A 22,373-nucleotide genomic window follows, 5' to 3' on the forward strand; every position below is an offset into this window, starting at 1 on the left:
AGCTCACGCCGATTTACCTGGAGCGGGGCTGGAGGAATGGTCATCGATCGAAGTCTCGGCGTGCAATCCAGAGCCGTGGTGACTACCGTCGTCACTGCAAGGAACGACGAAGAATCCTTCGTGCCGACCGGCACGAAAACCAACGGGGAACGTCCGAACTCTTTCAGAGAGTGGCAAGAGATGCAGTTTCGCATTTTAGGCCCGGTAGAGATCTGTGACGACAAACGACATCGCCGCTTCGTCCCGCCAGGGCGGAAGCAGCGGGCATTGCTGGCGACGCTGGTCATCAGGGCGGGACACGTTCTGTCGGTGGACCGCCTCATCAACGAACTGTGGGGCGCGAACCCGCCGGCCACCGCGGTCAACTCGCTCCAGGCCACGATCGCCCGGCTCCGCCGCCTCATGGACGTGCCGAAGACGGGGGACGGCACCGACTGGGTGATCCTCACCCAGGATTCCGGATACGTGATGCGGCCGGGGCGGCAGGCCACCGACGTGGACCGGTTCACCGAGCTCGCCGACGAGGGCAGGGCCATCGTCGCGATGAACCCGCACCACGCCGTCGTCCTGCTGCGCCAGTCGCTGGCCCTGTGGCGCGGTCCCGCGCTCGAGGACGCCATCTGCGGCGACATCTGCGCCACCTTCGCGATCCAGCTCGAGGAGAGGCGGCTGGCCGTACTGGAGGCCCTGTACGACGCGGGACTGCGCACCGCCCGGCACGCCGAGATCATCGGTGAGCTGGAGGCGCTCGTCGGCGAGCACCCCTTCCGCGAGCGGTTCCACGACCTGCTGATGGTCGCGCTGTACCGCAGCGGCAGGCAGCCGGAGGCGCTGGCGGTCTACGAGAGGCTGCGCGCGCGACTGTCGCGTGAGCTCGGCCTGGAGCCCAGCCCGGCCCTCCAGCAGCGGGTGCAGGAGGTGCTGAACCGGACGGCGGAACTCGACGGTGCCGCGCGCCCCGGCCGGCGAACGACGCCGGCCGGCATCCCGGAGACGGACCTGATCGTTTCCGGGCTCTTCCGGGAGGTCGGACACCTCCGGCACCGGCTGGAGCTGCTCACCCGCGAGTACAACGCGCTCCACGACCGGTTCGACGCCCTGGTCGCGCCGCTCGCCAGGCCCAAGGCGGTGGGAGAGTGAAAGCCCTGCCCAGGCCGCGCGGCTACAAGTGGCTCGACCGGCACATCGACCGGCTGGACCCGGAGACCGACTACCACGAGATCGTGCGCCTGACGGCGGTCTTCCGGCTCAACGAGTTCCTGCTCAACATCGGGTACGTGGTCAACTTCATGGACGTGACCATGCCGACCCACGGCGGTGACGCGCTCATCTTCGGCGGCAAGGTCGTCCACCAGCCGCAGCGGCGCTTCGAGGACAGCGCGTACTTCCTGTGGACGTGGTACCTGTACCCGCCGGACAGCGAGCCGGTGAAACGGTCGATGGACCTGCTCAACCGGATCCACGGGGCGGTCGCGAAAGGGATACCGGGCGCGTTCGCCCACAACGAGGACTACGTGCAAGGCCTGTGCCTGCTGGCCGTCCTGCCCCATCGCCTGCAGCAGCTGTGCGGGCTGCCCGGATACCCCGAGCGCGTTCAGGTCGCCTACCACAACTGGGCCCGAGCCCTGTCCGAGCACGTCACCGTCGAGGGCGGCGCCGCGGTCAGGGACTTTCCGGAGGACTTCTACCAGATGGTGAACTTCGCCGACGAGTACGACGCCCGCCAGTGGCCCAGAACCAGGAACGGCCACACGGCGAGCGACGCCTTCATCCGGCAGTTCTGCGAGCGCTGGTTCCCCCGCCCCCTGCGGGGCGTGGGCCGCACCCTCATGCTCACCGTCATCCCCGAGAACATGCGCAGGGTGCAGCAGCTGGAGGACCCCCACCCGCTGGGGCAGTTGCTGGTCAAACTCGGGATGCGCGCCATGTTCACCCTCCAGGGGCTGATGCCCGATCCCCGGACTCCCGTCTACCGCCGCAAGGTCGGCAGGTCCGACAGCCCGAGCATGCGGCAGCTCAAGGAGACGGGGGAGCTGCCCAGCGGACCGCCGAGGCGGCGGCCGACGGCCAAGGGAGGTTCCTAGCGCGGGACGGGCGAGCCCTCCACCCCCCTCCGGTGCCGCGCGGAACCGCCGGAGGGGATCGGCAGCGGTCGAGGCGGGTCCGCACCCCGTCCCGGATCCCTCAGCCGGAACCCTTGGCCCGGGCCTGGCGGTAGCGGGCGGGGGAGACGCCGAACTCGGTGACGAACGACTGCCGAAGGCTCTCGGTGGAGCCGAACCCGCAGCGGGTCGCGATGTCCGCCACCGAGAGCGACGACGAGGCGAGGAGTCGCTCGGCCGCCTGCGTGCGCGCGTGCCTGATGAAGCGACCGGGCGTCTTGCCCAGGTGCTCCAGGCTGAGCCGGGTCAGGTGACGTTCGCTCACGTTCAGCTGGGCGGCCAGCGTCGCGGGGCTCAGATCACCGTCGAGGTTGCTGACGACGTGGTCGACCACCTGCCGGATCAGCGGATGCTCCGGCGGCGGCGCGCCCACGAACATGCTGATCTGCGCCTGGTCGCCCGGCCGCTGCAGGTAGGTCACCAGGGCGCGCGCCACGATGCGGGCCAGGCGAGGGCCGTGGTCCTCCTCGACGAAGGCGAGCGTCAGGTCCAGGGCGCTGGTGACGCCGGCCGCGGTCGACACGTGCCCCTCGCGGATGTAGAGCGGGCCCGGGTCGACGGTGACGTTGGGGTGGTGGGCGGCGAGCGTTCCCGCGTACCTCCAGTGCGTGGTGGCGCGCCGCCCGTCCAGCAGCCCGGCGGCGGCCAGCAGGGTCGCGCCCGTGCACACCGACGCCACCCGCCGGCTGACCGCGGCCAGCCGGCGGATGTGCGCCAGGAGCACGGGATTGCCCGCGGCGGCCTCGTGGCCGACCCCACCGGAGACGACCAGGGTGTCGAGCGGCCCGGTGACGCGTTCGAGGGCTTCCTGACCCTCCAGCGTCAAACCCGAGTCGCAGGGCAGCGACCTGCCACCCGAGGTGGCGAGGCGTACCCGGTAGGGGGGAGCCGCCCCCAGCTGGTTGGCCATGTGGAGCGGCGTGGTCACCGAGGCGATGTCCAGCAACTCCGACTGCGGATACCCGATCACGACGGTCAGCCGCTCATCCATGAATGCCCATCCCGTCGGAGAACCGACACGAATCCCAAGTTTACCGGCATGGCTGATTCCGCCGAGTGGAGTCGCGCCCGGGTGTGGGCCGACTCATCGTCGAACGGAATGTTCTGCCGATCCCTGTCGCGATCAGCGCGGCTAACGCCCATGACGGCCCGGCGCCGGAGCCACTGGTCTTCGAATCGGCTCCAAGCCCGGCAGTCCTCGACCCGCACGACCCGGGATTAGCCGATTTCGGCCGAAACTATCGGAATTTCACCGAAACTTCTGGGCGAGGTGCGATACGCGTGACGGCGGCATCCCATGATCATATTTGGGGCCACTGGCTCTCCGCTCGGCGCGCGATCGACCTACTCACTGCGAAAGTTTCATCCTGTGCGCCGGGAGCGGGAACGAACCTTCCCTGGCCAGCGCGCGCAGGGGCACGCCCCGCGGCCGGGCTGCGAATCAAGTTGCTTGACATCCGCAATCAGGTCGTATTTGCTCCCTTGCATTACACCCCCATGCGGCGTGCAAGCGGCATACCGATGAACGTTAGCGCTCACACCTCGATTCTGGTTTCGCAGCTCCGGGCATTCGATGCCGCTGATGGAGAGGAACGCAGAACATGTCTTTATCGTCGGTCCGGTCCCCACGGCCAGAGGGAATCGCAAATGTTGAAGCATAGGTCCATTCTCGGGATCGTGGCGCTCGCGGCGGCTGTCGTCCTGGTGACGGGACACGCGGCGATGAGCAGCGACAGCGGCGCAGGAGCCTCGGCGTCCACCGCCGCCGCGCTCGCGGGAACCGCGGGATGCGGGAAGAACCCGACGCTGAGCAGCGGAACACACACCATTCAGTCCAGCGGAAAGAATCGCAGCTTCATTCTGCGGATTCCCGCGAACTACAACAACAACAACCCCTATCGTCTGATCTTCGGCATCCACTGGCTGAACGGCACCATGAACGACGTCGACTCCGGTGGAAGCAGCGGGGCCTCCTGGTCCTACTACGGACAGCGGCAGCTGTCGAACAACACCGCGATCTTCATCTCGCCGCAGGGCCTCAACAACGGCTGGGCCAACTCCAACGGCGAGGACGTCATCCTCTTCGACGACATCATGCGGCGGGTGGAGGCGGATCTCTGCGTCGACCCCTCGCTGCGTTTCGCCATGGGGTTCAGCTACGGCGGCGGCATGAGCTTCTCCCTCGCGTGCAGCCGCGCGACGGTCTTCCGCGCGGTCGCGGTGTTCGCCGGCGCGCAGCTCAGCGGATGCAGCGGCGGCACCCAGCCCATCGCCTACATGGGACTGCACGGCATCACCGACAGCGTCCTCAACATCTCGCAAGGACGGACGCTGCGGGACAGGTTCGTCCGCAACAACGGCTGTACCGCCCAGAACCCGCCTGAACCGGCCTCGGGCAGCCGGGCGCACGTCGTCACCGCCTACTCGGGGTGCCAGGCCGGGTACCCCGTCGTCTGGGCCGCGTACGACAACGGTCACACGCCCGCCCCGGTGGACGGGACCTACACCGAGAACGGCGCCCAAACCTGGACCAAGGGAGAGGTGTGGAAGTTCATCTCCCAGTTCCAGAGCACCTCCACGCCCACCCCGACGCCCACCCCGAGCGTCACCCCGACCATCACCCCGACGCCCACCCCGACCCCCACCACCAGCTTCCGCCTGCGCAGCGAGGGCGCCGGGCGCTGTGTCGACTCCCCCAACAGCGCCAGCGCCAACGGCACCCAGCTGCAGATCTACGACTGCCACACCAACGCCAACCAGCTCTTCAGCTACGGCTCCGGCAGACTCCAGATCCTCGGCAAGTGCCTGGACGCCCCCACGAACGCCGGCTCCGGCACCCGCGTGCAACTGTGGGACTGCCACACCAACAGCAACCAGCAGTGGACCTTCAACTCCAACGGCACCGTGACCAGCGGCGCCAACAACCTCTGCCTCAACGTCACCGGCACCGGCAACACCTCAGCCGTGACCGTCGCCACGTGCAACGGCCAGGCCACCCAGAGATGGACCAGGGCATGACCACCTACTAGCCGATGGCAGACGTCGGGTCCAGGCGACTTCGCCTGGACCCGACGCGCTTCATCGCCCAGCGCATGGGCGCGCACTCGAACGCCACAACGTCACCTGGCGTTCCCCCGGGGCGTGGCCACCCGGTTTCATCGCCGGGAGGCGCCGGACACCGGCGGCACCACGCGCTGAAACGGCCCCCACAACTCATCGGGCATAAGCCGTCGAAAGGACACATCCACCGACGATCCAACGGTCGACCCCCAAAAGAGCCACGATCTAAACTGATCAGCGTCATCATCAGCAGGGCGTCCGCGTCGGCCGTCGCTCAGGAGCCGGTCTGACGGGATCGACCGCGTCGCGGCGGGAGTTTTCTCCGGGGTCGTGTCGATCGGCGGGCCGCTCGTTCGACGTGTGGGGGCGAGGGCCGAGAGGCGGCCCCGCCGGACGAGGAGAACGCGATGTCGAAATACCTGCTGATCATGCGGGGCACCGATGAGACGAACGCGGCCATGATGGCTGACATCGACGAGGCGATGGCCGCGACCGGCCGGTTCATCGAGGACATGATGAAGGCCGAGGTTCTCCTCGCCGCCGAAGGGCTGGACGATCCGGGCCGGGGCGTCGTGGTCGACTTCAGCGGTGAGGCGCCGGTGGTCACGGACGGGCCCTACGGCGAGACCAGGGAACTGTTCGGTGGCTACTTCCTGCTCGATGTCGCCACGAAACAGGAGGCGGTCGAGTGGGCCAAGCGGGTCCCGGCGGTCCGCGGGTCCAAGATCGAGGTCCGGCGGGTGGCCGAAGCCGATGAGGTCCCGCAGGGCAGCGAGAGCAACGACCGGATCTGATGGGCACGACCGATGTCGAGGCCGTCTGGCGGATCGAGTCGGCCCGGATCGTCGCCGCGCTGACCCGGTTCACCGGCGATTTCGGGCTGGCCGAGGACGCGGCCCAGGAGGCGGTGGCCGAGGCGCTGGTGTCGTGGCCGCGCGCCTCTCCGGCCAATCCGGCCGGCTGGCTGATGGCCACGGCCCGGCGGCGGGCGATCGACGCGATCCGCCGCCGGACCGCCCTCCAGGACCGATACGCCCTGCTGGCGGCCGACCCCGCGGTCGACCAGGAGATCGACCTCGACAGGATCGACGACGACGTCCTGGCGCTGATGTTCGTCAGCTGCCACCCGGTGCTCTCCCGCGAGGCCCGGGTGGCGCTGACCCTGCGCGTGGTCGGCGGCCTGTCCAGCGAGGAGATCGCCCGCGCGTTCCTGGTACCCGTGCCGACCGTGCAGGCCCGCATCACCCGGGGCAAGAAGACGATCGCGGCGGCCGGGGTGCCGTTCGAGCTGCCGCCGGCCGGCGAGCGCCGGGAACGGCTGGGCGGCGTGCTCAGCGTCCTCTACGTGATCTTCACCGAGGGGTCGACGGCCACGTCGGGCGACCGGCTGCTGCGCCCCGACGTCGCGTACGAGGCGATCAGGCTGGCCCGCACGCTGGTCGCGCTGCAGCCGGACGAGCCGGAGGTGCACGGCCTGCTCGCGTTGTGCGAGCTGACGGCCGCGCGCTTCCCGGCCAGGACCGGCCCGGACGGCACGCCGGTCCTGCTCGAGGACCAGGACCGGCGGCTGTGGGACCTTTCGGCGATCCGCCGGGGGCTGGCCGCGCTGGCCAGGGCATCGACCCGCGGCCTCGGCCCCTACGGCCTGCAGGCCGCGATCGCCGCCGCCCACGCGTCGGCGCCCTCGGCCGAGGCGACCGACTGGGATCGGATCGTGCTGCTCTACGAGGCGCTCGGCCGGGTCGCGCCCTCGCCGGTGGTCGAGCTCAACCGGGCCGTCGCCGTGGCCATGGCCTCGGGTCCGGCGCGGGCCCTGGCCATCGTGGACGAGCTGATCGCCTCGGACCGGCTCCCCGGTTCGCATCTGGTTCCGACCGTACGCGGGGAGCTGCTGGCCCGCCTCGGCCGGCGACCGGAGGCGCGCGCCGAGCTGGAGCTGGCCGCCCGGCTGTGCGCCAACCAGCGCGAACGTTCAGTGCTGCTGCGCAAGGTGGCCGCGCTGGACTGACCTCCCCAGCGCGAGCGGACGGAAGCGACGGCCGGCGGGTCACCGCCTCGTCAGGCCGCCGACGCTGAGCACGAAGTCTCCGCCGCGTTCGTCGACGCCGGCCATGACCGACGCCTGGTGCCCGCCGTCACTCGCGATCGTCCAGAACGTGAGCGCGGTGGTTCCCAGGGCGGTCCGGCAGGTCTGGACGGCCGGTTCGAGCTTGGCCGTGTTCCCGCGCGCGGTCAGCGTCCAGTCGCATCCGTTCTCGGTCCGGGCCGTCGCGATCAGCCGCAAACCAGGACTTTACGGACGAGTTGCGTCCCGCTCATCGGCGCCGCGTCTCATCTTCGGGGTACTCCACGCGCCGTAGCGGGCCCGGATCCTCGTCCCGGCGCCGTACGGGCGAGATTCCTCCCCGCGGGACGAGTAAGAGATCGATTTCTCGGTAGGTTCACGCCGTGGCGAACGTCACGGGTCGATGACCGTCGAGCTCTACCCGGGAGACGCTGAGCGATGTTCGAAGGCTTCGAGGCAGGACCGATCCAGGTCGAGGACGCGTCCGTCTACGTCCGCCACGGCGGGGAGGGACCGCCGGTGCTGTTGCTGCACGGTCATCCCCGCACCTCCGCGACATGGCATCGCGTCGCGCCTCGGCTGGTCGAGCGCGGCTTCACCGTCGTCTGCCCCGACCTGCGGGGATATGGCCGCTCGCGCGGTCCGGCACCTGCCGCCGACCACTCCGGGCACTCCAAGCGCGCCGTCGCGAACGACATGGTGGCGGTGATGCGCTCTCTGGGGCACACCCGGTTCGCTCTCGCCGGACACGATCGAGGAGGCGCCGTGGCGTTCCGCCTCGCTCTGGATCATCCCGACGCGGTGTCCCGCGTGGCGTTCATCGACTGCCTGCCCATCAGCGAGCACCTGTCCCGCATCACCGCGACGTTCGCGACGCAGTGGTGGCACTGGTTCTTCTTCGCGCAGCCGGACATCCCGGAACGCGTCATCAACGCCGATCCCGACAGCTGGTACCGCGGCGACCCGGAGAGCATGGGCCGGGAGAACCACGACGAGTTCCGCGCGGCCACCAGGGATCCCGACGTGGTGCGGGCCATGCTGGAGGACTACCGGGCCGGCCTCACCGTCGACCTGCGCCACGAGGAGGCCGACCGGGCCGCCGGCGTGCGGCTGCGGTGCCCCGTCCTGGCCCTGTGGTCCCTGCGCGACGACCTCGAAGATCTGTACGGGGACCCGCTGAGGATCTGGCGGCACTGGGCCGGCGACCTGCGTGGCCACGGGATCGACTCCGGCCACCACGTGGCCGAGGAGGCCCCGGACGCGCTCGCCGCGGCCCTGGGCGACTTCTTCGGCGCCCGATCAGAGGCGGGACCCCGGTGAGACGGGCGGGGGCCGCAGCCGGAACCACGAAAGGAGAAACCATGACGAGCCGGTTCGCGCAGTGGACGCTCGACGTGCACGACAGCCGGAAGATGGCGGCGTTCTGGTCGGCGGCGTTGGGCTACGAGATCGAGCACGACGGCGAGGGCCCGCACCTGTGGCCGCCCGCGGACGCGCCGCAGGGCTCGCTGACCGTCTGGCTCCAGCCGACGGACGCGCCCAAGCGCGACAAGAACCGTAACCATCCCGACCTTCACGTCCCCGACGGAGGCGACGTGGACGCCGAGGTCGAGCGGCTGGTCGGGCTGGGCGCCACGCGCGTCGACGTCGGCCAGAGGGGCGACGAGGGCTTCGTCGTGCTGGCCGATCCCGAGGGCAACGAGTTCTGCCTGCTCTACCGGCGCCATCCCCAGGGAGCCTAGGCGGCCCGCCGGGCCGGAGACGCGGGGGCCGGATCGACCGGACGGAAAAGCATCGCGACGTCGCCGTGGCCTGCGAGACCGGCCGGCCGGGATGCTCACCGGCCGAGGTAGGCCTCGGTGGAGGCGCGGAGGGCGGTGACGCACGCGGCCACGGCCGGATGGGAGGCCGCGCCCTTCCGGTAGGTGACGCGGGTTCGCCGGCGGGTGGCGAGCGGGACGAGGCGCACCCCGGACGGCGGCCGCGCCGTGGCGAGCTGCGGTACGAGCGAGACACCCTGGCCGGCCGCCACCAGCGCGAGCACCGCGGCGAAGTCGTCGGCGTGGTGCCGCACCAGCGGGCTGAAGCCGGCGGTGCGGCAGACCTGCAGCGCGACGGCGTGGCAGGCGGTGCCGGGGCTGCCCACGATCCAGGCGGCGTGCCGGGCGTCGCCGACCGGGTCGGCGCCGGGGTCCGTGCCGGCGGAGGGCATGGCGAGGAACACCGTCTCCTCCAGCAGCGGCACCGCGTCGAGCGTGGGGCCGGGCTCGACCGGCATGACGTCGTAGTCGTTCACCAGGGCCACGTCCAGCCGCCGTTCGCGCAGCGCCTCGGGCATGGCGACCGGGTCGAGCTCGGTCACCATCAGCTCGAGGCCGGGGTGATCGAGGCCCAGCGTGACCAGCGCGGCAGGCAGAAGGGTGCGTACGGCGGTGGGGAACGCGCCGATGCGCAGCGGACCGGCCGGCTCGCCGCGGGCCGCGGCCAGCGCGGCGCCGGCGTCTTCGAGGGCGGCCAGGACGGTCTCGGCGTGCCGCACGAGGACGACACCGGCCGGGGTCAGGACGACCCGGCGTCCGGTCCGCTCCAGCAGCGGCACGCCCGCCTCGCGTTCCAGCGCGGCCAGCTGCTGGGAGACGGCCGAAGGCGTGTACGTGTGCGACCTGGCCACGGCGGCGATCGTGCCCAGCCGCGCCAGGTCGCACAGCAGGCGCAGTCGGCGGACGTCGAGCATCAGCTCAGCTTACGGGTGTGCGTAGAAAGCTGAACTGGACCTTGCCGGTCCGGGCGGCGCACCCTGGACGCATGACGCTCACCGGCCTGTACGTGCCCTTGATCACCCCGTTCGACGACGCCGGAGCCGTGGCTCTCGACGCGCTGGAAGCCCTCGCGCACCGGATCCTGGACGCCGGGGCGACCGGTGTGGTCGCGCTGGGCACCACCGCGGAGCCGTCCGCGCTCAGCGGCCCGGAGCAGCGGGCCGTGGTGGACCTCGCCGCCCGGGTCTGCGCGGAACGCGGCGCGCACCTTCTGGTGGGCGCCACCACCCCGCAGGCGCTGGACGCGCTGCGGGACCGGCCGGAGGCGGTGGCGGCGCTGAGCCTGGTCCCGCCGTTCACGCGCCCGGGCGAGGCCGGGGTGCTGGCCCATTTCCGCCATCTCACCGAGGTCAGCCCGGTACCGCTCGTCGTCTATCACGTCCCGTACCGGACCGGGCAGTGCCTGTCGGCGGACGCGGTGCGACGGCTGGCCGCCCTGCCCGGTGTGGTGGGCGTCAAGTACGCGGTCGGCGGGATCGACGAGGACACCGTCGCGCTCATGGCCGACCTCCCGGACGGCTTCGCGGTGCTGGGGGGCGACGACCTGTTCGTCTCGCCGCTGCTCGCACTCGGCGCGCACGGCGCGATCATGGCCTCGGCGCACGTGGCCACCGCCCGGTACGTGGAGCTGGCCGAGGCGTGGCGGACCGGCGACGTGGCCCGGGCGCGCCCCCTCGGGCACCGCCTCGCGGCCCTGTCCCGAGCGCTGTTCGCCGAGCCCAATCCCGCCGCGATCAAGGCGGTCCTGCACGCCCGCGGCGTCATCCCCACCGCCGCGGTCCGGTTGCCGCTCCTGCCGGCCCGGCCGGACACCGCGCGAACCGCGCTGCGCCACGCCGACGCCCTGTGCCACGCCGAGGCCCCGCACCACGTCCCGGCCTGACCGGCGGGCCGCGATCTCAGCCGTCGCCGGCCGCGGTGAACGCCGAGGCGTGGTCGCGGGCGAAGCCGGCGATGTCACGCGGGGGACGGCCGAGAAGTCCGGCGAGCGTGTCGGTGGTGATGTCTCCCCAGCCGGAGACGTACGCCCGCGCGTACTCCTCGAGCATGTCGGCGATCCATTCCGGAACGCCGTGGCCGAGCAATGTCGCGCGCCTGGCGTCGTCGCCGACCGGCAGGTACGTGACGGGCCTGCCGAGAGCGAGCCCCAGCTCGCCGGCGACCTCGTCGAACGTGAGCGAGCGCGGGCCGGTGAGGGTGTACGTCTCGCCGTGGTGGCGGCCGGGGTCGTCGAGAAGCACGCGGGCGGCGCACTCGGCGACGTCGCGTACGTCGATCATGCCGATCCGCGCCGAGGCCATGTTCAGCGAGAACGTGCCGGTGGCGGCGATGTCGCCCGCCTCGTTCAGCAGGTTCTGCATGAACCAGTGGGGACGCAGGATCGTCCAGCGCATGCCGCACCGTTCGATCTCCCGGTCCGACAGCGCGTGCAGCCTGCCGCTGCGGTTCGGCGCGTCGTGTGCCGCGCCGACGACGGACAGGCGCACGACACGTTCCACCCCGGCCTGGCGTGCGGCCCACACGGCGTTCATGGCGTTCTCCGGGGCGCGCGGGCCGTTCGGGGTGAGCAGCCACAGGTCCTGCACGCCCTCGAAGGCGGGCGGCAGCGACCGGGCGTCGTCGAGGTCACCGGCGAAGACCTCGGCGCCCCGCTCACGCGAGCCGCCCGCCGCGGACTCGTCGCGGACGAGAGCACGAAGGTCCACCTCGGCCCCCCGCAGCGCGTTCATCAGCGCGGTGGACACGGTTCCGGTGGCTCCGGTGATCAGTACGGTGCGCGACACGCTCGTTCTCCTTTGTCGGTGGTGATGGAAACGCGGACCAGGCCGCGTACCGCGGCGGTTGCCCGGCCCCGCGCGGCTCCCGCGGCTCCCGCCGCCGCGGACACGGTGACGCGCGTGGTCCGGTCGTTCGGATCAGCCGGCCTAAGCGGCCGGAGTGGCCGAAGTGGCCGGTGCGGGGGCGTCGCCGTGGTGGACCGAGGGCTCCGGGGGCCTGCCCGCCCGGCCGGGGGTGACGCGCTCCAGGATCCAGAGCACGACGGTCCCGGCCGAGAGGACGGCGCCCAGGACGCACACGCCGGTCCAGCCGCCGTGCGCCCAGACCACCGATGTCAGCGCGGAGCCCACCGCGCCACCGAGGAACAGGGAGGTCATGAAGGCGGAGTTGATCCGGTTACGGGCCTCGGGCCGGATCGCGTAGAGGACGTTCTGGCTGCTGTTGAGCACCGCCTGGTGCGCCAGATCCAGCACGATCACGCCGGCGAGCAGCCAGACCAGCGAGCGTGCCCCCGCCGCGATCGCCGGCCAGGACGCCACCAGCAGGACCGTCCCGGCGCCGGTCACGAGCTGGACGCGCCCGCGGTCGGCCAGCCGCCCCGCCGCCGTGGCGGTCAGCGCACCCGCGACCCCGGCCAGGCCGAACAGTCCGACGGCCGACTCCGACCAGCCGTACGGTGACCGCACCAGCAGGAAGGTCAAAGCCGTCCACAGCACGCTGAACGAGGCGAGGCTCAACGCGCCGATACCCGCCCGCCACCGCAGCAACGGCTCGTGGCGGAACATCGCGACCGTCGAGCGCAGCAGCCCGACGTAGGACAGGCGCCCGCCGTCCTCGCCGAGCCGGGGCAGGAAGGCGCGCAGCGCCACCGCCATCAGCGCCATCAGCGCCGCGTTCACCCAGTAGACCGTCCGCCAGCCGCCCAGCTCGGACAACGCTCCGGACGCGGTCCGCGCCAGCAACAGGCCGAGCATCAGCCCGGTCATCACCGTGCCGACCACCCGGCCGCGCTCGGCCGGATCCGCCAGCGTCGCCGCGAACGGCACCACCACCTGCGCTCCGACCGAGGTCAGCGCGGTCAGGGCCGTACCGGCCAGGAGCACCGTGCCGTCGGCCGCGGTGGCCGACACCAGCAGGAACACCGCGGTCGCCGCGTAGAGCGACACGGCCAGCCGCCGCCGCTCCACCAGGTCGCCGAGCGGCACCAGCAGGACGAGCCCCAGCGCGTACCCGCCCTGCGCGGCCGTCACCACCAGCGCCGCCGCCGACGGCCCGACCCCCAGCTCCCGGCCGATCAGGTCGAGCAGCGGCTGCGCGAAGTAGTTTCCCGCGACCGCCAGCCCGGTCGCCACCGACATGAGCAGCAGCAGCCCCTGCGACAGGCCGCCCGTACGAGGTCTCGTCGTCATGCGCCCAGCTTCGGCAACGAACGATCGATGAGTCCAACACATGTTTGTCATCGAACCGATCGTGCATCACGATTGATCTGTGGAACTCCAGCAGATGCGCTATGTCGTCGCCGTCGCGGAGACGAGCAACTTCACCCGCGCCGCCGAGCGGTGCCTGGTCGTCCAGTCCGCGCTGAGCCACCAGATCGCCCGCCTGGAACGCGAGCTGGGCGCCAAGCTGTTCGAGCGCACCAGCCGCCGCGTCCGGCTGACCCCCGCCGGCGAGGCGTTCCTGCCCGCCGCCCGCCAGGCTCTCGAGGCCGCCGAACGGGCCCGCGCCGAGGTGGCGGCCGCCGCCGGCGAGATCCGGGGCCGGCTCGCCATCGGCGCCATTCCCACCGTCGCGGCGGTCGACCTCCCGACCGTGCTGAAGCATTTCCACCTGCGCCACCGGCAGGTGCGGATCACCCTGCGCTCGGGCGCGAGCGAGGAACTGGTCGAGCGGGTACGGCAGGGCAGCCTGGACGCCGCGTTCCTCGGGCTGCCGGTGGGCGCACGCCCCAGCGGCGTCCGCGGCCGCGAGCTGGCGCGCGGCGACCTCGTCGCCGTGGTGGCGCCGGGCCACCCGCTGGCGGGCAGGGAACGCGTGGACCTGCGCCGGCTGTCGGACGAGCCGTTCGTCGACTTCCCCCCGGGCACCGCCGCGCGGGCCCAGTCGGACGAGGCGTTCGCGGCGGCCGGGGTCCGGCGCGAGGTCGCCTTCGAAGTGACGAACATGGACTTCATGGCCCGCCTGATCCGGCAGGGCCTGGGCATCGGGCTGCTGCCCGCCGCCTTCACACCCGAACTTCCCGATCTGCCCGTCCTGCGGCTTCGCGACGCCCCCACCCGCATGGAGCACCTCGTCTGGAGCCGTTTCCCGCCGTCCCCCGCCGCCGCGGCGTTCCTGGCAGCCCTCGGCATCCCGGCGGCGGAATCCTCGGGATCGCCGGACCCGTGACCGCGGGTGCCCGGTTCCAGGCCTTCCCGGCGGCCGGTCGGCGGTGGGCGGCTCAGATCTCCCTGACGAAGACGATGGCGTCGGTCTGGCCGGTGGTGGCCGGGTCGAGGGGGAAGTAGGTGTGGTCGGCCGGGACGCGGGGTGCCGGCTCGCGGCCGAGGGCCGCGGCGAGGCGGCCGGGATCGACGACGGCGCGGTCGTGGGGGAGGGACGACAGGAGCCCCTCGAGGGTGTCGGGAGAGGGGACGTCGGAGCCACGAGTGCCGAAGGCGGTGGCGGCGAAGGCGTACCGGTCGCCGAGGCGTGTGTCCACGATCGCCCCGGCGCTCCACCACTCCAGCGTCCGGCCCGCCAGGGGACCCCAGCCCTCCGGCAGCAGCCAGCGGCTCCTGTCCCTCTGCAGGTGACGGTTGTGGGCGAAGGCGAGGGTGGGACCGCGACGGGACTCGAAGCCGACGATGGCGTCGAGGTTGTCGGCCATCATCGCGTCGCGCAGGCACATGAGCGAGCCGACGCGGGTGGGCGCGGTGTCGGCGATGCCGGCGTGGTAGCGCAGGAGCCCGGCGGCGGTGCGGGCGTACAGGTCGGCTCGCCACCAGGCGCCGGGGGAGGTGGCGGCCGTCAGATGGGGGGCGTGCGCGGTGAGCAGCGCGCGCAGGTCGTCGGTGATCAGGCGCAGTTCCCCGGCCTCGGGGGTGCGGCCCACGGACTGGGTGGGATCCGTCCACAGGGCGGCCGGGTTGGTCCAGCGCTCGTCGGGGCCGAGCAGCTCGTCGAGGCTCTCGCGGCTCCAGGCCAGGTCGAGGTGGGCGGAGAGGTAGTCGTGCAGCGCGGTCAGGGCCGTGCGGGGACCGGCGGGACCGGTGATCTCCAGGGGACCGTCGAAGCCGTAGAAGCGGAGCCGCTCGTGCGGGGGACGCCGCTCGTTGTAGGCGCGCATCCAGCGCAGGAGCTCGCGGTTGGCGGGTGAGGCGCCGGAGCCGTGGCTGAGGCCGCGGCTCACCGCCTCGTCGAGGGTCCCGACGCCGTCGGTGACGTACGCGTCGGCGGCCAGGGCCGTCAGGCAGTCGCTCTCGATGGTGATCGAGCGGTAGCCCTCGTGCTCGACGAGGTGGCGGAAGATCTCGTTGCGCAGCTCGGGGAAGGCTTCGACGCCGTGGGTGGGCTCGCCGAGGCCGAGCAGACGGGTGGTGGGGGACAGGAGCGCGGTGAGGGCGCCGCCGGTGAAGGGGCGAGCGGCGTCCCGGATCGAGATCGTCATATATTCGACTGTATCGTTGAACCTTTTGTGTAAACTTTGGCGATATTCACGGCTGCTGACGAGGAAGAACCTTCAAAATGCGGTTGCGGCCCATCGACCTGGCGCGCGAGCACGGCCTGTCCACGCAGGCGGTGCGCAACTACGAGGAGGCGGGGATCCTGCCGCCGGCCGAGCGCTCGGCGCACGGCTACCGCGCCTACGCTCCGCGCCACGCGGCGGCATTGCGGACGTTCCTGGCGCTGATCCCCGCGCACGGCCACGCGACCGCGGGGGCGATCATGCGGGCCGTGAACGACGGCGCGGTCGAGGAGGCGCTGCGGCTGATCGACGAGAGCCACGCGCAGCTGGCCGACGACCGGCGCACGCTGGAGGCCGTGGAACGAGCGCTGCGCGACCTGGCGCCGCCGCGCGAGCCGGCACCGGGGGTGACGTTCATCGGGCCGCTGGCGCGCAGGCTCGGCATCCGGCCGGCGACACTGCGCAAATGGGAGCGGGCCGGGCTGATCGCGCCCCGGCGCGACCCGCGCACCGGCTACCGCGTCTACACCTCCGCCGACGTGCGCGACGTGCTGCTGGCCCACCAGTTGCGGCGCGGCGGGTACGGGCTGGAGCCGATCGCGCGGGTGCTGGAGCGGGTGCGGACGGCGGGCGGACCGGAGCCGCTGCAGGCGACGCTGCGGGAGTGGCACGACCGGCTGACGGCGCGGGGCCTGGCGATGCTGGCGGGCGCGGCCGCGCTCGACACCTGCCTGGGGACGCCGTAGCGCCCGGCCGGTCCCGGCCGCGCTCGGCGCCTGCCCGGGGACGCCATGGCGTCCGGCCGTGTCCGGCCGCGCTCGGCCCTCGGCCGCCCGGAAACGACCGTGGGCCCCCGGTCGTGAAGCTTCCGGGGACCCACGGGTGTGGCTGACTCCAGCCGGGCGCCGTTACTTCGTGAGCGGGGCCAGCTTGGGGTCGTTGGCGTACGCCTCCACGACGTTCTCCTTGGTCACGATCAGCGGCTCGAGCAGGTACGACGGGACGACCTTCACCCCGTTGTCGTACGACTTGGTGTCGTTGACCTGGGGGGCCTTGCCGGCCTGCAGGTCCTTGGCCATCTGGATGGTCTGCTTGACCAGCTCGCGGGTGTCCTTGTTGATCGTCGAGTACTGCTCGCCGGCCACGATCGACTTGACCGACTCGACCTCGGAGTCCTGGCCGGTCACCACGGGCAGGTCCTTGCCGGCACCCTTGACCGAGGTGATGATGGCGCGGGCCAGCGTGTCGTTGGGGGAGAGCACCCCGTCCAGGGTCTTGCTGCTGTAGGTGGAGGTCAGCAGCGAGTCCATGCGACGCTGGGCGTTCTCGGCCTTCCAGCCGTCGGTGGCGGTCTGCTTGACGTCGGTCTGGCCGGAGCCGACCACCACGCTGCCGTCGTCGATCTTCGGCTTCAGCACGTCCATCGCGCCGTCGAAGAAGACCGCCGAGTTGTTGTCGTCCGACGAGCCGGAGAACAGCTCGATGGTGTAGGGGCCGTCGGCCTTCTTCGCCTTCATGCCGTCCAGCAGGGCCTGGCCCTGGAGCTGGCCGACCTTGAAGTTGTCGTAGGCGATGTAGTAGTCGACCGCGTCGGTGTTCTTGATGAGCCGGTCGTAGGCGATGACGGTCGCGCCGGACGCCTTGGCGGCCTCCACCTGGGTGCTCAGCTGCGCGGCGTCGGTCGCGCCGATGACGATGACCTTGGCGCCCTTGGTGACCATTGCCGAGATCTGCGCCTGCTGGTCGGCGACGGTGGTGGAGGAGCCGGCGTACTGGACGTCGGACTTGAAGCCGGCCTCCTTCAGGCCCTCGGTGAACAGGCCACCGGCCAGGACCCAGTTCTCCGAGGTCTTCGACGGCAGCGCGACGCCGATCAGCGAGTCGGCGGGGAAGCCCTTCGCGGCCTCGCTGGAGCCGGCGGAGGCGCCCGTACCGCCGGCGGGGGTCTGCGAACGCTCGGAGGCGCAGGCGGTGAGTGACAGAAGCGCGATGGCCCCGGCCGCCACGCCCCTGACGAGGATATTGCGCATTTTCAGAGGTGCCCTTCTTCAAAGGAGGACGGGGCGGAGGTCTCCCGCCCCGCCGACGGTGGCCGGTTAGCCGGCCACCGGACTCTTGCCGTGTTCCTGGTCCGGCTCGGCGCCGGACGCCGGGCCGGCCGGTGTCTCCCGGCGGAACGGGCGCGTCAGCGATCCGAGGACCGAGAAGCGCCCCTGCTTCTTGTTGTAGACGTCGAGCGCGACGGCGAGCAGCAGGACCAGGCCCTTGATGATCTGCACCCGGTCGGAGCCCACGCCCATCAGCTGCAGGCCGTTGTTGAGCACGGCCATGACGAGGCCGCCGACGATGGATCCGCTGATCGTGCCGAGGCCGCCGGAGACCGCCGCGCCGCCGATGAAGACGGCGGCGATCGCGTCCAGCTCCCAGCCGATGCCGTCCTGCGGGCCCGAGGCGGCCGAACGGGCAACGAAGATCATGCCGGCCAGGGCCGCCAGGACCGACATGTTCATCATCACCAGGAAGTTGACCCGCCTGAGCTTGACGCCGGACAGCTCGGCGGCCCTGGCGTTGCCGCCGACCGCGTAGATGTGCCGGCCGCCCGCCGTGTTGCGGGTGATGAACGCGTAGATCACGACCAGGACGCCGAGGATGATCCCGGAGATCGGGAAGCTGGTCCCGATCCGCCCGCCGGCGAACTGCAGGGTCGCGAACACCACCACGACGACCGGGACGGCGACCCGGATCGCCGAGATCCACATCGGGGCGACGTCGGCCGCCATCTCCCGCCGGGTCTGGCGGGCCCTCCACTCCCGGACCACGATCGCCACGCAGACGACCAGGCCGAGCAGGAGCGTGAGGTTGTTGTACCCGGTGTCCGGGCCGACCTCCGGCAGGAAGCCGGCACCGATGATCCTGAACCCCTCGGGCACCGGGATGGTGTCGGCGTTGCCGATGTACTGGTTGCCGCCCCGGAACAGCATCATGCTGGCCAGGGTGACGATGAATGCCGGCACCCCGACGTAGGCCACCCAGAAGCCCTGCCAGGTGCCGATGAGGACACCGACCGCCAGGCCGATCAGGATGGCGAGGAACCACGGCACCGAGTAGTCCTGCATGACCTTCGCGACCACGATGCCGACGAACGCGGCGATCGAGCCGACGGAGAGGTCGATGTGCCCGGCGACGATGACCATCAGCATCCCGATGGCCAGGATCAGGATGTACGAGTACTGGCTCACCAGCGAGATGAGGTTGCCGGAGTTCAGCGTCAGGCCGTCGGTCAGGACCTGGAACAGCAGGACGATCGCCACCAGCGTGAAGATCATCCCGAACTGCCGGGCGTTGGAGGTCGTCCCTCCGAACAGGGACTTCTGGAGTTCTTTCACGCGGCTCATGATCGACGTGCCTTCTTCGCTGAGGTCATCTGCTTCATCAGTAGTTCGGGGTCGGCGTCTCGCCGGTCGATGTTGCCGGTGATGGTCCCCTCGAACACCGTGTAGATCCGGTCACAGAGGCCGATCAGCTCGGGGAGCTCCGAGGAGATGACGATGACGCCCTTCCCCTGGTCGGCGAGTCGCTGGATGATGCCGTAGATCTCGTACTTGGCGCCCACGTCGATGCCCCGGGTCGGCTCGTCGAGAATGAGCAGGTCGGGGTCGGTGAACATCCACTTCGCCAGCACCACCTTCTGCTGGTTTCCGCCGGAGAGCTTGGTGACCCCCTCGTCGACGGTGGGGGCCTTGACCCGCAGGCTCGTCCGGTAGCCCTCGGCCGCCCGATGCTCCCGCACCGGGTCGACCACGCCGCGGGTGGAGACCTTGGAGAGCTTGGCCGACACCATCGAGGTCTTGATGTCGTCGAGCAGGTTCAGGCCGATCGACTTGCGGTCCTCGCTGACGTACGCCAGGCCGTGCGCGATGGCGTCCGACACCGACTTCAACACGATCTCCCGGCCGTCCTTGAAGATCTTCCCGGAGACGTAGGTGCCGTACGAGCGGCCGAAGATGCTCATCGCCAGCTCGGTGCGCCCGGCGCCCATCAGGCCGGCGAACCCGACGATCTCGCCGCGGCGCACGGTGAAGCTGGAGTTCTTGACCACCAGGCGCTCGGCGGAGATCGGGTGCCGGACCGTCCAGTCGCGCACCTCGAAGAAGACCTCGCCGATCTCGGGAGTGTGGTCGGGGAAGCGGCTGTGCAGCTCCCGGCCGACCATGCCCCGGACGATCCGGTCCTCGTCGACGCCGTCCGCCTTGATGTCGAGGGTCTCGATCGTCCGGCCGTCCCGCAGGATGGTGATGCTGTCGGCGATCTGCGCGATCTCGTTGAGCTTGTGGGAGATGATGATCGAGGTGATGCCCCGCTGCTTGAAGTCGCGGAGGAGGTCCAGCAGGTGCTGGGAGTCGGCCTCGTTCAGGGCGGCGGTGGGCTCGTCGAGGATGAGGAGCTTCACGTCCTTGGCGAACGCCTTCGCGATCTCCACGAGCTGCTGCTTGCCCACGCCGATGTCCTTGATCAGCGTGTCCGGGTCCTCTTCCAGGCCGACCCGGGCCATCAGCTCCAGGGCCTGGCGGTTGGCGGTCTTCCAGTTGATCACGCCGCCGCGGCCCGGTTCGTTGCCGAGGAAGATGTTCTCGGTGATGGACATGCCGGGCACCAGGGCGAGCTCCTGGTGGATGATCACGATGCCGGAGTTCTCGCTGGCCCGGATGTCGGAGAACCGGCTCTCCGTGCCCTGGTAGAAGATCTCGCCGGAGTAGGTGCCGTACGGATGGACCCCGCTGAGCACCTTCATCAGGGTGGACTTGCCGGCGCCGTTCTCCCCGGCGATCGCGTGGATCTCGCCGGCCCGCACCACCAGGTTGACGTCGGAGAGCGCCTTGACCCCGGGGAACTCCTTGGTGATCGAACGCATCTCCAGCAGGACGGGTGCGTCGCTCATGACCGGCCCGCCCGGGTCCGGGCCCGTGCCGGGCACGGTCTCGGAACGGCGACGTCGCCGTCTCTGGGCCGGCAGCGGGATCCGCGCGCGTCCGGCTGCAGGGGACCGCGCCAGGTCACCACCGACATGGTTGCCTCCGGGAGGTTCGTCATCAGTTCGTTTGCCGTGCTGTGGCCTGAACCACATCTGGCGGACAGGGGCTTTCCGCAGAATCTAAATTAATTCATTCTTCGCATGACTCGCCGGTGAGCGGTGGCGTGTGCCGCCGCCCGGGTCGTACGTGGTCGCGTGCCGCGGTCGGCCGCCGTCAGGGAGCGAGCCCGGCCGTCCCGTCGTGGGAGCCGGTGACAGAAGTCCGCCGGGGGCGTCCGCCGCGGGTGCGGCCGTGCCCGAGCGCGGTTCCCGGCTGGACACGACGCCGTGGGAGGCAGAAGTCAATGATCATAACGATTCCGGATTCTCTCTGATCGGCCGTGACATCGTTGTCAGGCAGGCAGCGGGTAGAGACTCCACCCGCGTTACAGGCGTGTCAATCGGCCCCCTCCCAATGTGGCCATTTTGTAACGTACCGTGACGCTAGGGGAGTTTTACCGCGCATGATCCTTTGAGCGGTCCCCGGCCCGGCGGGCGCGACGCGTGCCGGACCGCGGGCGACCGGCCGTGCCGGCGCGGTCGCTCCTCGCGGTCACCCGGCTCTGCGCCGCTCAGTGCCGCTCTGTGCCGCTCAGTGCCGCTCAGTGCAGCTCAGCGCGGCGGGAGGCCCCGCTCGACCAGTTCGGTGGGAAGCACCACGGTGCGCGGCCACGACCGGTCTCCCCCGATCCGCCGGAACAGCAGCTCGGCGGCGGTCCTGGCCAGCTCGCGGGTGTCGTAGGCGATCACCGTCAGCGGGTGCGGCACCAGGCTGGACATGTCGAAGTCGTCGAACCCGAGCACCGCGGCGTCGCTGCCGCGCCGGTGCAGCTCCTCGATCACGCCGAGGGTGATCCGGTTGTTCAGGCTGAAGAAGGCGGTCGGCGGATCCGGCCGGTCGAGCAGCTCGGAGACGACCCGGGCGGCCGCCGCCGGATCGCGGACGCCGTCACGGACCAGCCGGGTGTCGTACGGCGCGCCGGCCGGGGCCAGCGCGTCCTGCGCGCCGTCGAGCCGCTCGCGCATCGTGTAGACGCCGATCGAGTCGAGCAGGATGGCGACCCGGCGGTGGCCCGCCTCGACGAGCCGGCGCACCCCGGCCCGCGCGCCCCCGCGGTTGTCGAGCAGCACCGTGTCGGCGAGCAGCCCGCCGGCCGGCCGGTCGAGGAAGACCACCGGGGTGCCGAGCTCGACCTCGGCGCGCATGAACGAGTGGTCGTCGCCGGCCGGCACCACGAGCAGCCCGTCGACGCGGCGGGCGCACATGTCCCGCAGCAGTTGCTGCTCGCGTGCCGGATCCTCCTCGGAACTGGCGATGATGAGCATCGTGCCGTGTTGCCGGGCGACCTCGGCGGCGGCTCCCGCGATCGTCGCGTAGAACGGGTTGGCGATCTCCTCGATCAGCAGCCCGACCGTGGCGGTCGTCTGCCCCGAGCGCAGCGAGCTGGCCAGGTGGTTGCGGCGGAAGCCCAGCTCGGCCACGGCGGCGAGCACTCGCTCGACCAGCTCGGGCTGGACGTGGGGCGCGTTGTTCACGACCCGGGAGACGGTCTTCAGGCTCACTCCGGCCCGGGTCGCCACGTCCACCATGGTGGGCCGCCTCGTACGGCCGCCGTCGCTGGTCATGCCACGAACCATACCGACACGCCGTCCGTCCTGGTGACAACGTTGTCCGACCTGCGGCCCTGGTCACCGCACGGATGACCCCGCCGGGGGCCGGGCACGACCGGCGACCACGGACGCCGGTCGC

The 22,373-nt window shown here is 71.2% G+C and carries 20 protein-coding genes; 10 read left to right on the forward strand and 10 right to left on the reverse strand.

Annotated elements, in window-relative coordinates; all coding sequences use genetic code 11:
* Positions 1-180: 180 nt before the first annotated feature.
* Both ACTOQ3_RS27805 and ACTOQ3_RS27810 read left to right on the forward strand, forming a co-directional pair.
* Complete coding sequence (locus tag ACTOQ3_RS27805; RefSeq protein ID WP_440086350.1) at positions 181-1,140, forward strand: AfsR/SARP family transcriptional regulator; 960 nt, start codon at positions 181-183, stop codon at positions 1,138-1,140.
* Positions 1,137-2,084: a hypothetical protein gene (locus ACTOQ3_RS27810; protein ID WP_440086351.1), complete on the forward strand. Its 948-nt coding sequence runs from the start codon at positions 1,137-1,139 to the stop codon at positions 2,082-2,084. The genes ACTOQ3_RS27805 and ACTOQ3_RS27810 overlap by 4 nt, the downstream gene beginning before the upstream one ends.
* Before the next feature lie 100 nt (positions 2,085-2,184).
* Here the strand turns inward: ACTOQ3_RS27810 and ACTOQ3_RS27815 are convergent, their stop codons facing one another.
* The gene (locus ACTOQ3_RS27815) at positions 2,185-3,153 is read right to left on the reverse strand and encodes a GlxA family transcriptional regulator (RefSeq protein WP_440086352.1); all 969 of its coding nucleotides are present in this window, start codon (positions 3,151-3,153) and stop codon (positions 2,185-2,187) included.
* A 656-nt stretch (positions 3,154-3,809) separates the two neighbouring features.
* Here ACTOQ3_RS27815 and ACTOQ3_RS27820 point away from each other — a divergent pair.
* From ACTOQ3_RS27820 to ACTOQ3_RS27830, 3 genes are all read left to right on the forward strand, one after another.
* Complete coding sequence (locus tag ACTOQ3_RS27820; RefSeq protein ID WP_440086353.1) at positions 3,810-5,180, forward strand: ricin-type beta-trefoil lectin domain protein; 1,371 nt, start codon at positions 3,810-3,812, stop codon at positions 5,178-5,180.
* A gap of 449 nt (positions 5,181-5,629) precedes the next feature.
* Positions 5,630-6,016, forward strand: coding sequence for a YciI family protein (locus ACTOQ3_RS27825; protein WP_440086354.1), 387 nt, complete (start codon positions 5,630-5,632; stop codon positions 6,014-6,016).
* On the forward strand, positions 6,016-7,230 hold the full coding sequence (locus tag ACTOQ3_RS27830; RefSeq protein ID WP_440086355.1) for an RNA polymerase sigma factor: 1,215 nt from the start codon (positions 6,016-6,018) through the stop codon (positions 7,228-7,230). The genes ACTOQ3_RS27825 and ACTOQ3_RS27830 overlap by 1 nt, the downstream gene beginning before the upstream one ends.
* A gap of 39 nt (positions 7,231-7,269) precedes the next feature.
* Here ACTOQ3_RS27830 and ACTOQ3_RS27835 read toward each other — a convergent pair whose 3' ends face one another.
* Positions 7,270-7,506, reverse strand: a complete 237-nt coding sequence (locus tag ACTOQ3_RS27835; RefSeq protein WP_440086356.1) for a hypothetical protein — start codon at positions 7,504-7,506, stop codon at positions 7,270-7,272.
* Positions 7,507-7,725: 219 nt separating this feature from the next.
* On the opposite strand from ACTOQ3_RS27835, the gene ACTOQ3_RS27840 reads away from it, so the two are divergent.
* Together ACTOQ3_RS27840 and ACTOQ3_RS27845 are read left to right on the forward strand one after the other, a co-directional pair.
* The gene (locus ACTOQ3_RS27840; RefSeq protein WP_440086357.1) at positions 7,726-8,607 is read left to right on the forward strand and encodes an alpha/beta fold hydrolase; all 882 of its coding nucleotides are present in this window, start codon (positions 7,726-7,728) and stop codon (positions 8,605-8,607) included.
* A 41-nt stretch (positions 8,608-8,648) separates the two neighbouring features.
* Complete coding sequence (locus ACTOQ3_RS27845; RefSeq protein ID WP_440086358.1) at positions 8,649-9,029, forward strand: VOC family protein; 381 nt, start codon at positions 8,649-8,651, stop codon at positions 9,027-9,029.
* A gap of 95 nt (positions 9,030-9,124) precedes the next feature.
* Here the strand turns inward: ACTOQ3_RS27845 and ACTOQ3_RS27850 are convergent, their stop codons facing one another.
* On the reverse strand, positions 9,125-10,021 hold the full coding sequence (locus tag ACTOQ3_RS27850) for a LysR family transcriptional regulator (RefSeq protein WP_440086359.1): 897 nt from the start codon (positions 10,019-10,021) through the stop codon (positions 9,125-9,127).
* 71 nt (positions 10,022-10,092) lie between these two features.
* Here ACTOQ3_RS27850 and ACTOQ3_RS27855 point away from each other — a divergent pair, with 71 nt between their 5' ends.
* Positions 10,093-10,989 (forward strand): dihydrodipicolinate synthase family protein, encoded by an 897-nt coding sequence (locus ACTOQ3_RS27855; RefSeq protein WP_440086360.1) that lies wholly within the window; start codon positions 10,093-10,095, stop codon positions 10,987-10,989.
* Between the two features lie 16 nt (positions 10,990-11,005).
* Here the strand turns inward: ACTOQ3_RS27855 and ACTOQ3_RS27860 are convergent, their stop codons facing one another.
* Positions 11,006-11,890 carry an SDR family oxidoreductase gene (locus ACTOQ3_RS27860; RefSeq protein ID WP_440086361.1) on the reverse strand — a complete coding sequence of 295 codons (885 nt, stop codon included), beginning with the start codon at positions 11,888-11,890 and terminating at the stop codon, positions 11,006-11,008.
* Positions 11,891-12,031: 141 nt separating this feature from the next.
* Positions 12,032-13,294 carry an MFS transporter gene (locus ACTOQ3_RS27865; protein ID WP_440086362.1) on the reverse strand — a complete coding sequence of 421 codons (1,263 nt, stop codon included), beginning with the start codon at positions 13,292-13,294 and terminating at the stop codon, positions 12,032-12,034.
* A 79-nt stretch (positions 13,295-13,373) separates the two neighbouring features.
* On the opposite strand from ACTOQ3_RS27865, the gene ACTOQ3_RS27870 reads away from it, so the two are divergent.
* Complete coding sequence (locus ACTOQ3_RS27870) at positions 13,374-14,273, forward strand: LysR family transcriptional regulator (protein WP_440086363.1); 900 nt, start codon at positions 13,374-13,376, stop codon at positions 14,271-14,273.
* Between the two features lie 52 nt (positions 14,274-14,325).
* Here ACTOQ3_RS27870 and ACTOQ3_RS27875 read toward each other — a convergent pair whose 3' ends face one another.
* On the reverse strand, positions 14,326-15,534 hold the full coding sequence (locus tag ACTOQ3_RS27875) for an erythromycin esterase family protein (protein ID WP_440086364.1): 1,209 nt from the start codon (positions 15,532-15,534) through the stop codon (positions 14,326-14,328).
* A gap of 77 nt (positions 15,535-15,611) precedes the next feature.
* On the opposite strand from ACTOQ3_RS27875, the gene ACTOQ3_RS27880 reads away from it, so the two are divergent.
* Complete coding sequence (locus tag ACTOQ3_RS27880; RefSeq protein ID WP_440086365.1) at positions 15,612-16,298, forward strand: MerR family transcriptional regulator; 687 nt, start codon at positions 15,612-15,614, stop codon at positions 16,296-16,298.
* Between the two features lie 162 nt (positions 16,299-16,460).
* On the opposite strand, the gene ACTOQ3_RS27885 is transcribed toward ACTOQ3_RS27880, so the two are convergent.
* From ACTOQ3_RS27885 to ACTOQ3_RS27900, 4 genes are all read right to left on the reverse strand, one after another.
* On the reverse strand, positions 16,461-17,582 hold the full coding sequence (locus ACTOQ3_RS27885; RefSeq protein ID WP_440086366.1) for a substrate-binding domain-containing protein: 1,122 nt from the start codon (positions 17,580-17,582) through the stop codon (positions 16,461-16,463).
* 66 nt (positions 17,583-17,648) lie between these two features.
* On the reverse strand, positions 17,649-18,938 hold the full coding sequence (mmsB, locus tag ACTOQ3_RS27890; RefSeq protein ID WP_440086367.1) for a multiple monosaccharide ABC transporter permease: 1,290 nt from the start codon (positions 18,936-18,938) through the stop codon (positions 17,649-17,651).
* A 5-nt stretch (positions 18,939-18,943) separates the two neighbouring features.
* Positions 18,944-20,491 carry a multiple monosaccharide ABC transporter ATP-binding protein gene (mmsA, locus tag ACTOQ3_RS27895; protein ID WP_440086368.1) on the reverse strand — a complete coding sequence of 516 codons (1,548 nt, stop codon included), beginning with the start codon at positions 20,489-20,491 and terminating at the stop codon, positions 18,944-18,946.
* 744 nt (positions 20,492-21,235) lie between these two features.
* Positions 21,236-22,249, reverse strand: coding sequence for a LacI family DNA-binding transcriptional regulator (locus ACTOQ3_RS27900; RefSeq protein ID WP_440086369.1), 1,014 nt, complete (start codon positions 22,247-22,249; stop codon positions 21,236-21,238).
* Positions 22,250-22,373: the final 124 nt, after the last annotated feature.

This window comes from Streptosporangium sp. LJ11 (assembly GCF_051918945.1).
GTDB lineage: Bacteria > Actinomycetota > Actinomycetes > Streptosporangiales > Streptosporangiaceae > Streptosporangium.

Coding starts and splice junctions, on each gene's coding strand:
- ACTOQ3_RS27855 (WP_440086360.1), top strand. CDS start 10,093: ATGACGCTCACCGGCCTGTACGTGCCCTTGATCACCCCGTTCGACGAC.
- ACTOQ3_RS27805 (WP_440086350.1), top strand. CDS start 181: ATGCAGTTTCGCATTTTAGGCCCGGTAGAGATCTGTGACGACAAACGA.
- ACTOQ3_RS27850 (WP_440086359.1), bottom strand. CDS start 10,021: ATGCTCGACGTCCGCCGACTGCGCCTGCTGTGCGACCTGGCGCGGCTG.
- ACTOQ3_RS27820 (WP_440086353.1), top strand. CDS start 3,810: ATGTTGAAGCATAGGTCCATTCTCGGGATCGTGGCGCTCGCGGCGGCT.
- ACTOQ3_RS27900 (WP_440086369.1), bottom strand. CDS start 22,249: ATGACCAGCGACGGCGGCCGTACGAGGCGGCCCACCATGGTGGACGTG.
- ACTOQ3_RS27825 (WP_440086354.1), top strand. CDS start 5,630: ATGTCGAAATACCTGCTGATCATGCGGGGCACCGATGAGACGAACGCG.
- ACTOQ3_RS27830 (WP_440086355.1), top strand. CDS start 6,016: ATGGGCACGACCGATGTCGAGGCCGTCTGGCGGATCGAGTCGGCCCGG.
- ACTOQ3_RS27880 (WP_440086365.1), top strand. CDS start 15,612: ATGCGGTTGCGGCCCATCGACCTGGCGCGCGAGCACGGCCTGTCCACG.
- ACTOQ3_RS27865 (WP_440086362.1), bottom strand. CDS start 13,294: ATGACGACGAGACCTCGTACGGGCGGCCTGTCGCAGGGGCTGCTGCTG.
- ACTOQ3_RS27815 (WP_440086352.1), bottom strand. CDS start 3,153: ATGGATGAGCGGCTGACCGTCGTGATCGGGTATCCGCAGTCGGAGTTG.
- ACTOQ3_RS27875 (WP_440086364.1), bottom strand. CDS start 15,534: ATGACGATCTCGATCCGGGACGCCGCTCGCCCCTTCACCGGCGGCGCC.
- mmsA (WP_440086368.1), bottom strand. CDS start 20,491: ATGAGCGACGCACCCGTCCTGCTGGAGATGCGTTCGATCACCAAGGAG.
- ACTOQ3_RS27840 (WP_440086357.1), top strand. CDS start 7,726: ATGTTCGAAGGCTTCGAGGCAGGACCGATCCAGGTCGAGGACGCGTCC.
- ACTOQ3_RS27845 (WP_440086358.1), top strand. CDS start 8,649: ATGACGAGCCGGTTCGCGCAGTGGACGCTCGACGTGCACGACAGCCGG.
- ACTOQ3_RS27885 (WP_440086366.1), bottom strand. CDS start 17,582: ATGCGCAATATCCTCGTCAGGGGCGTGGCGGCCGGGGCCATCGCGCTT.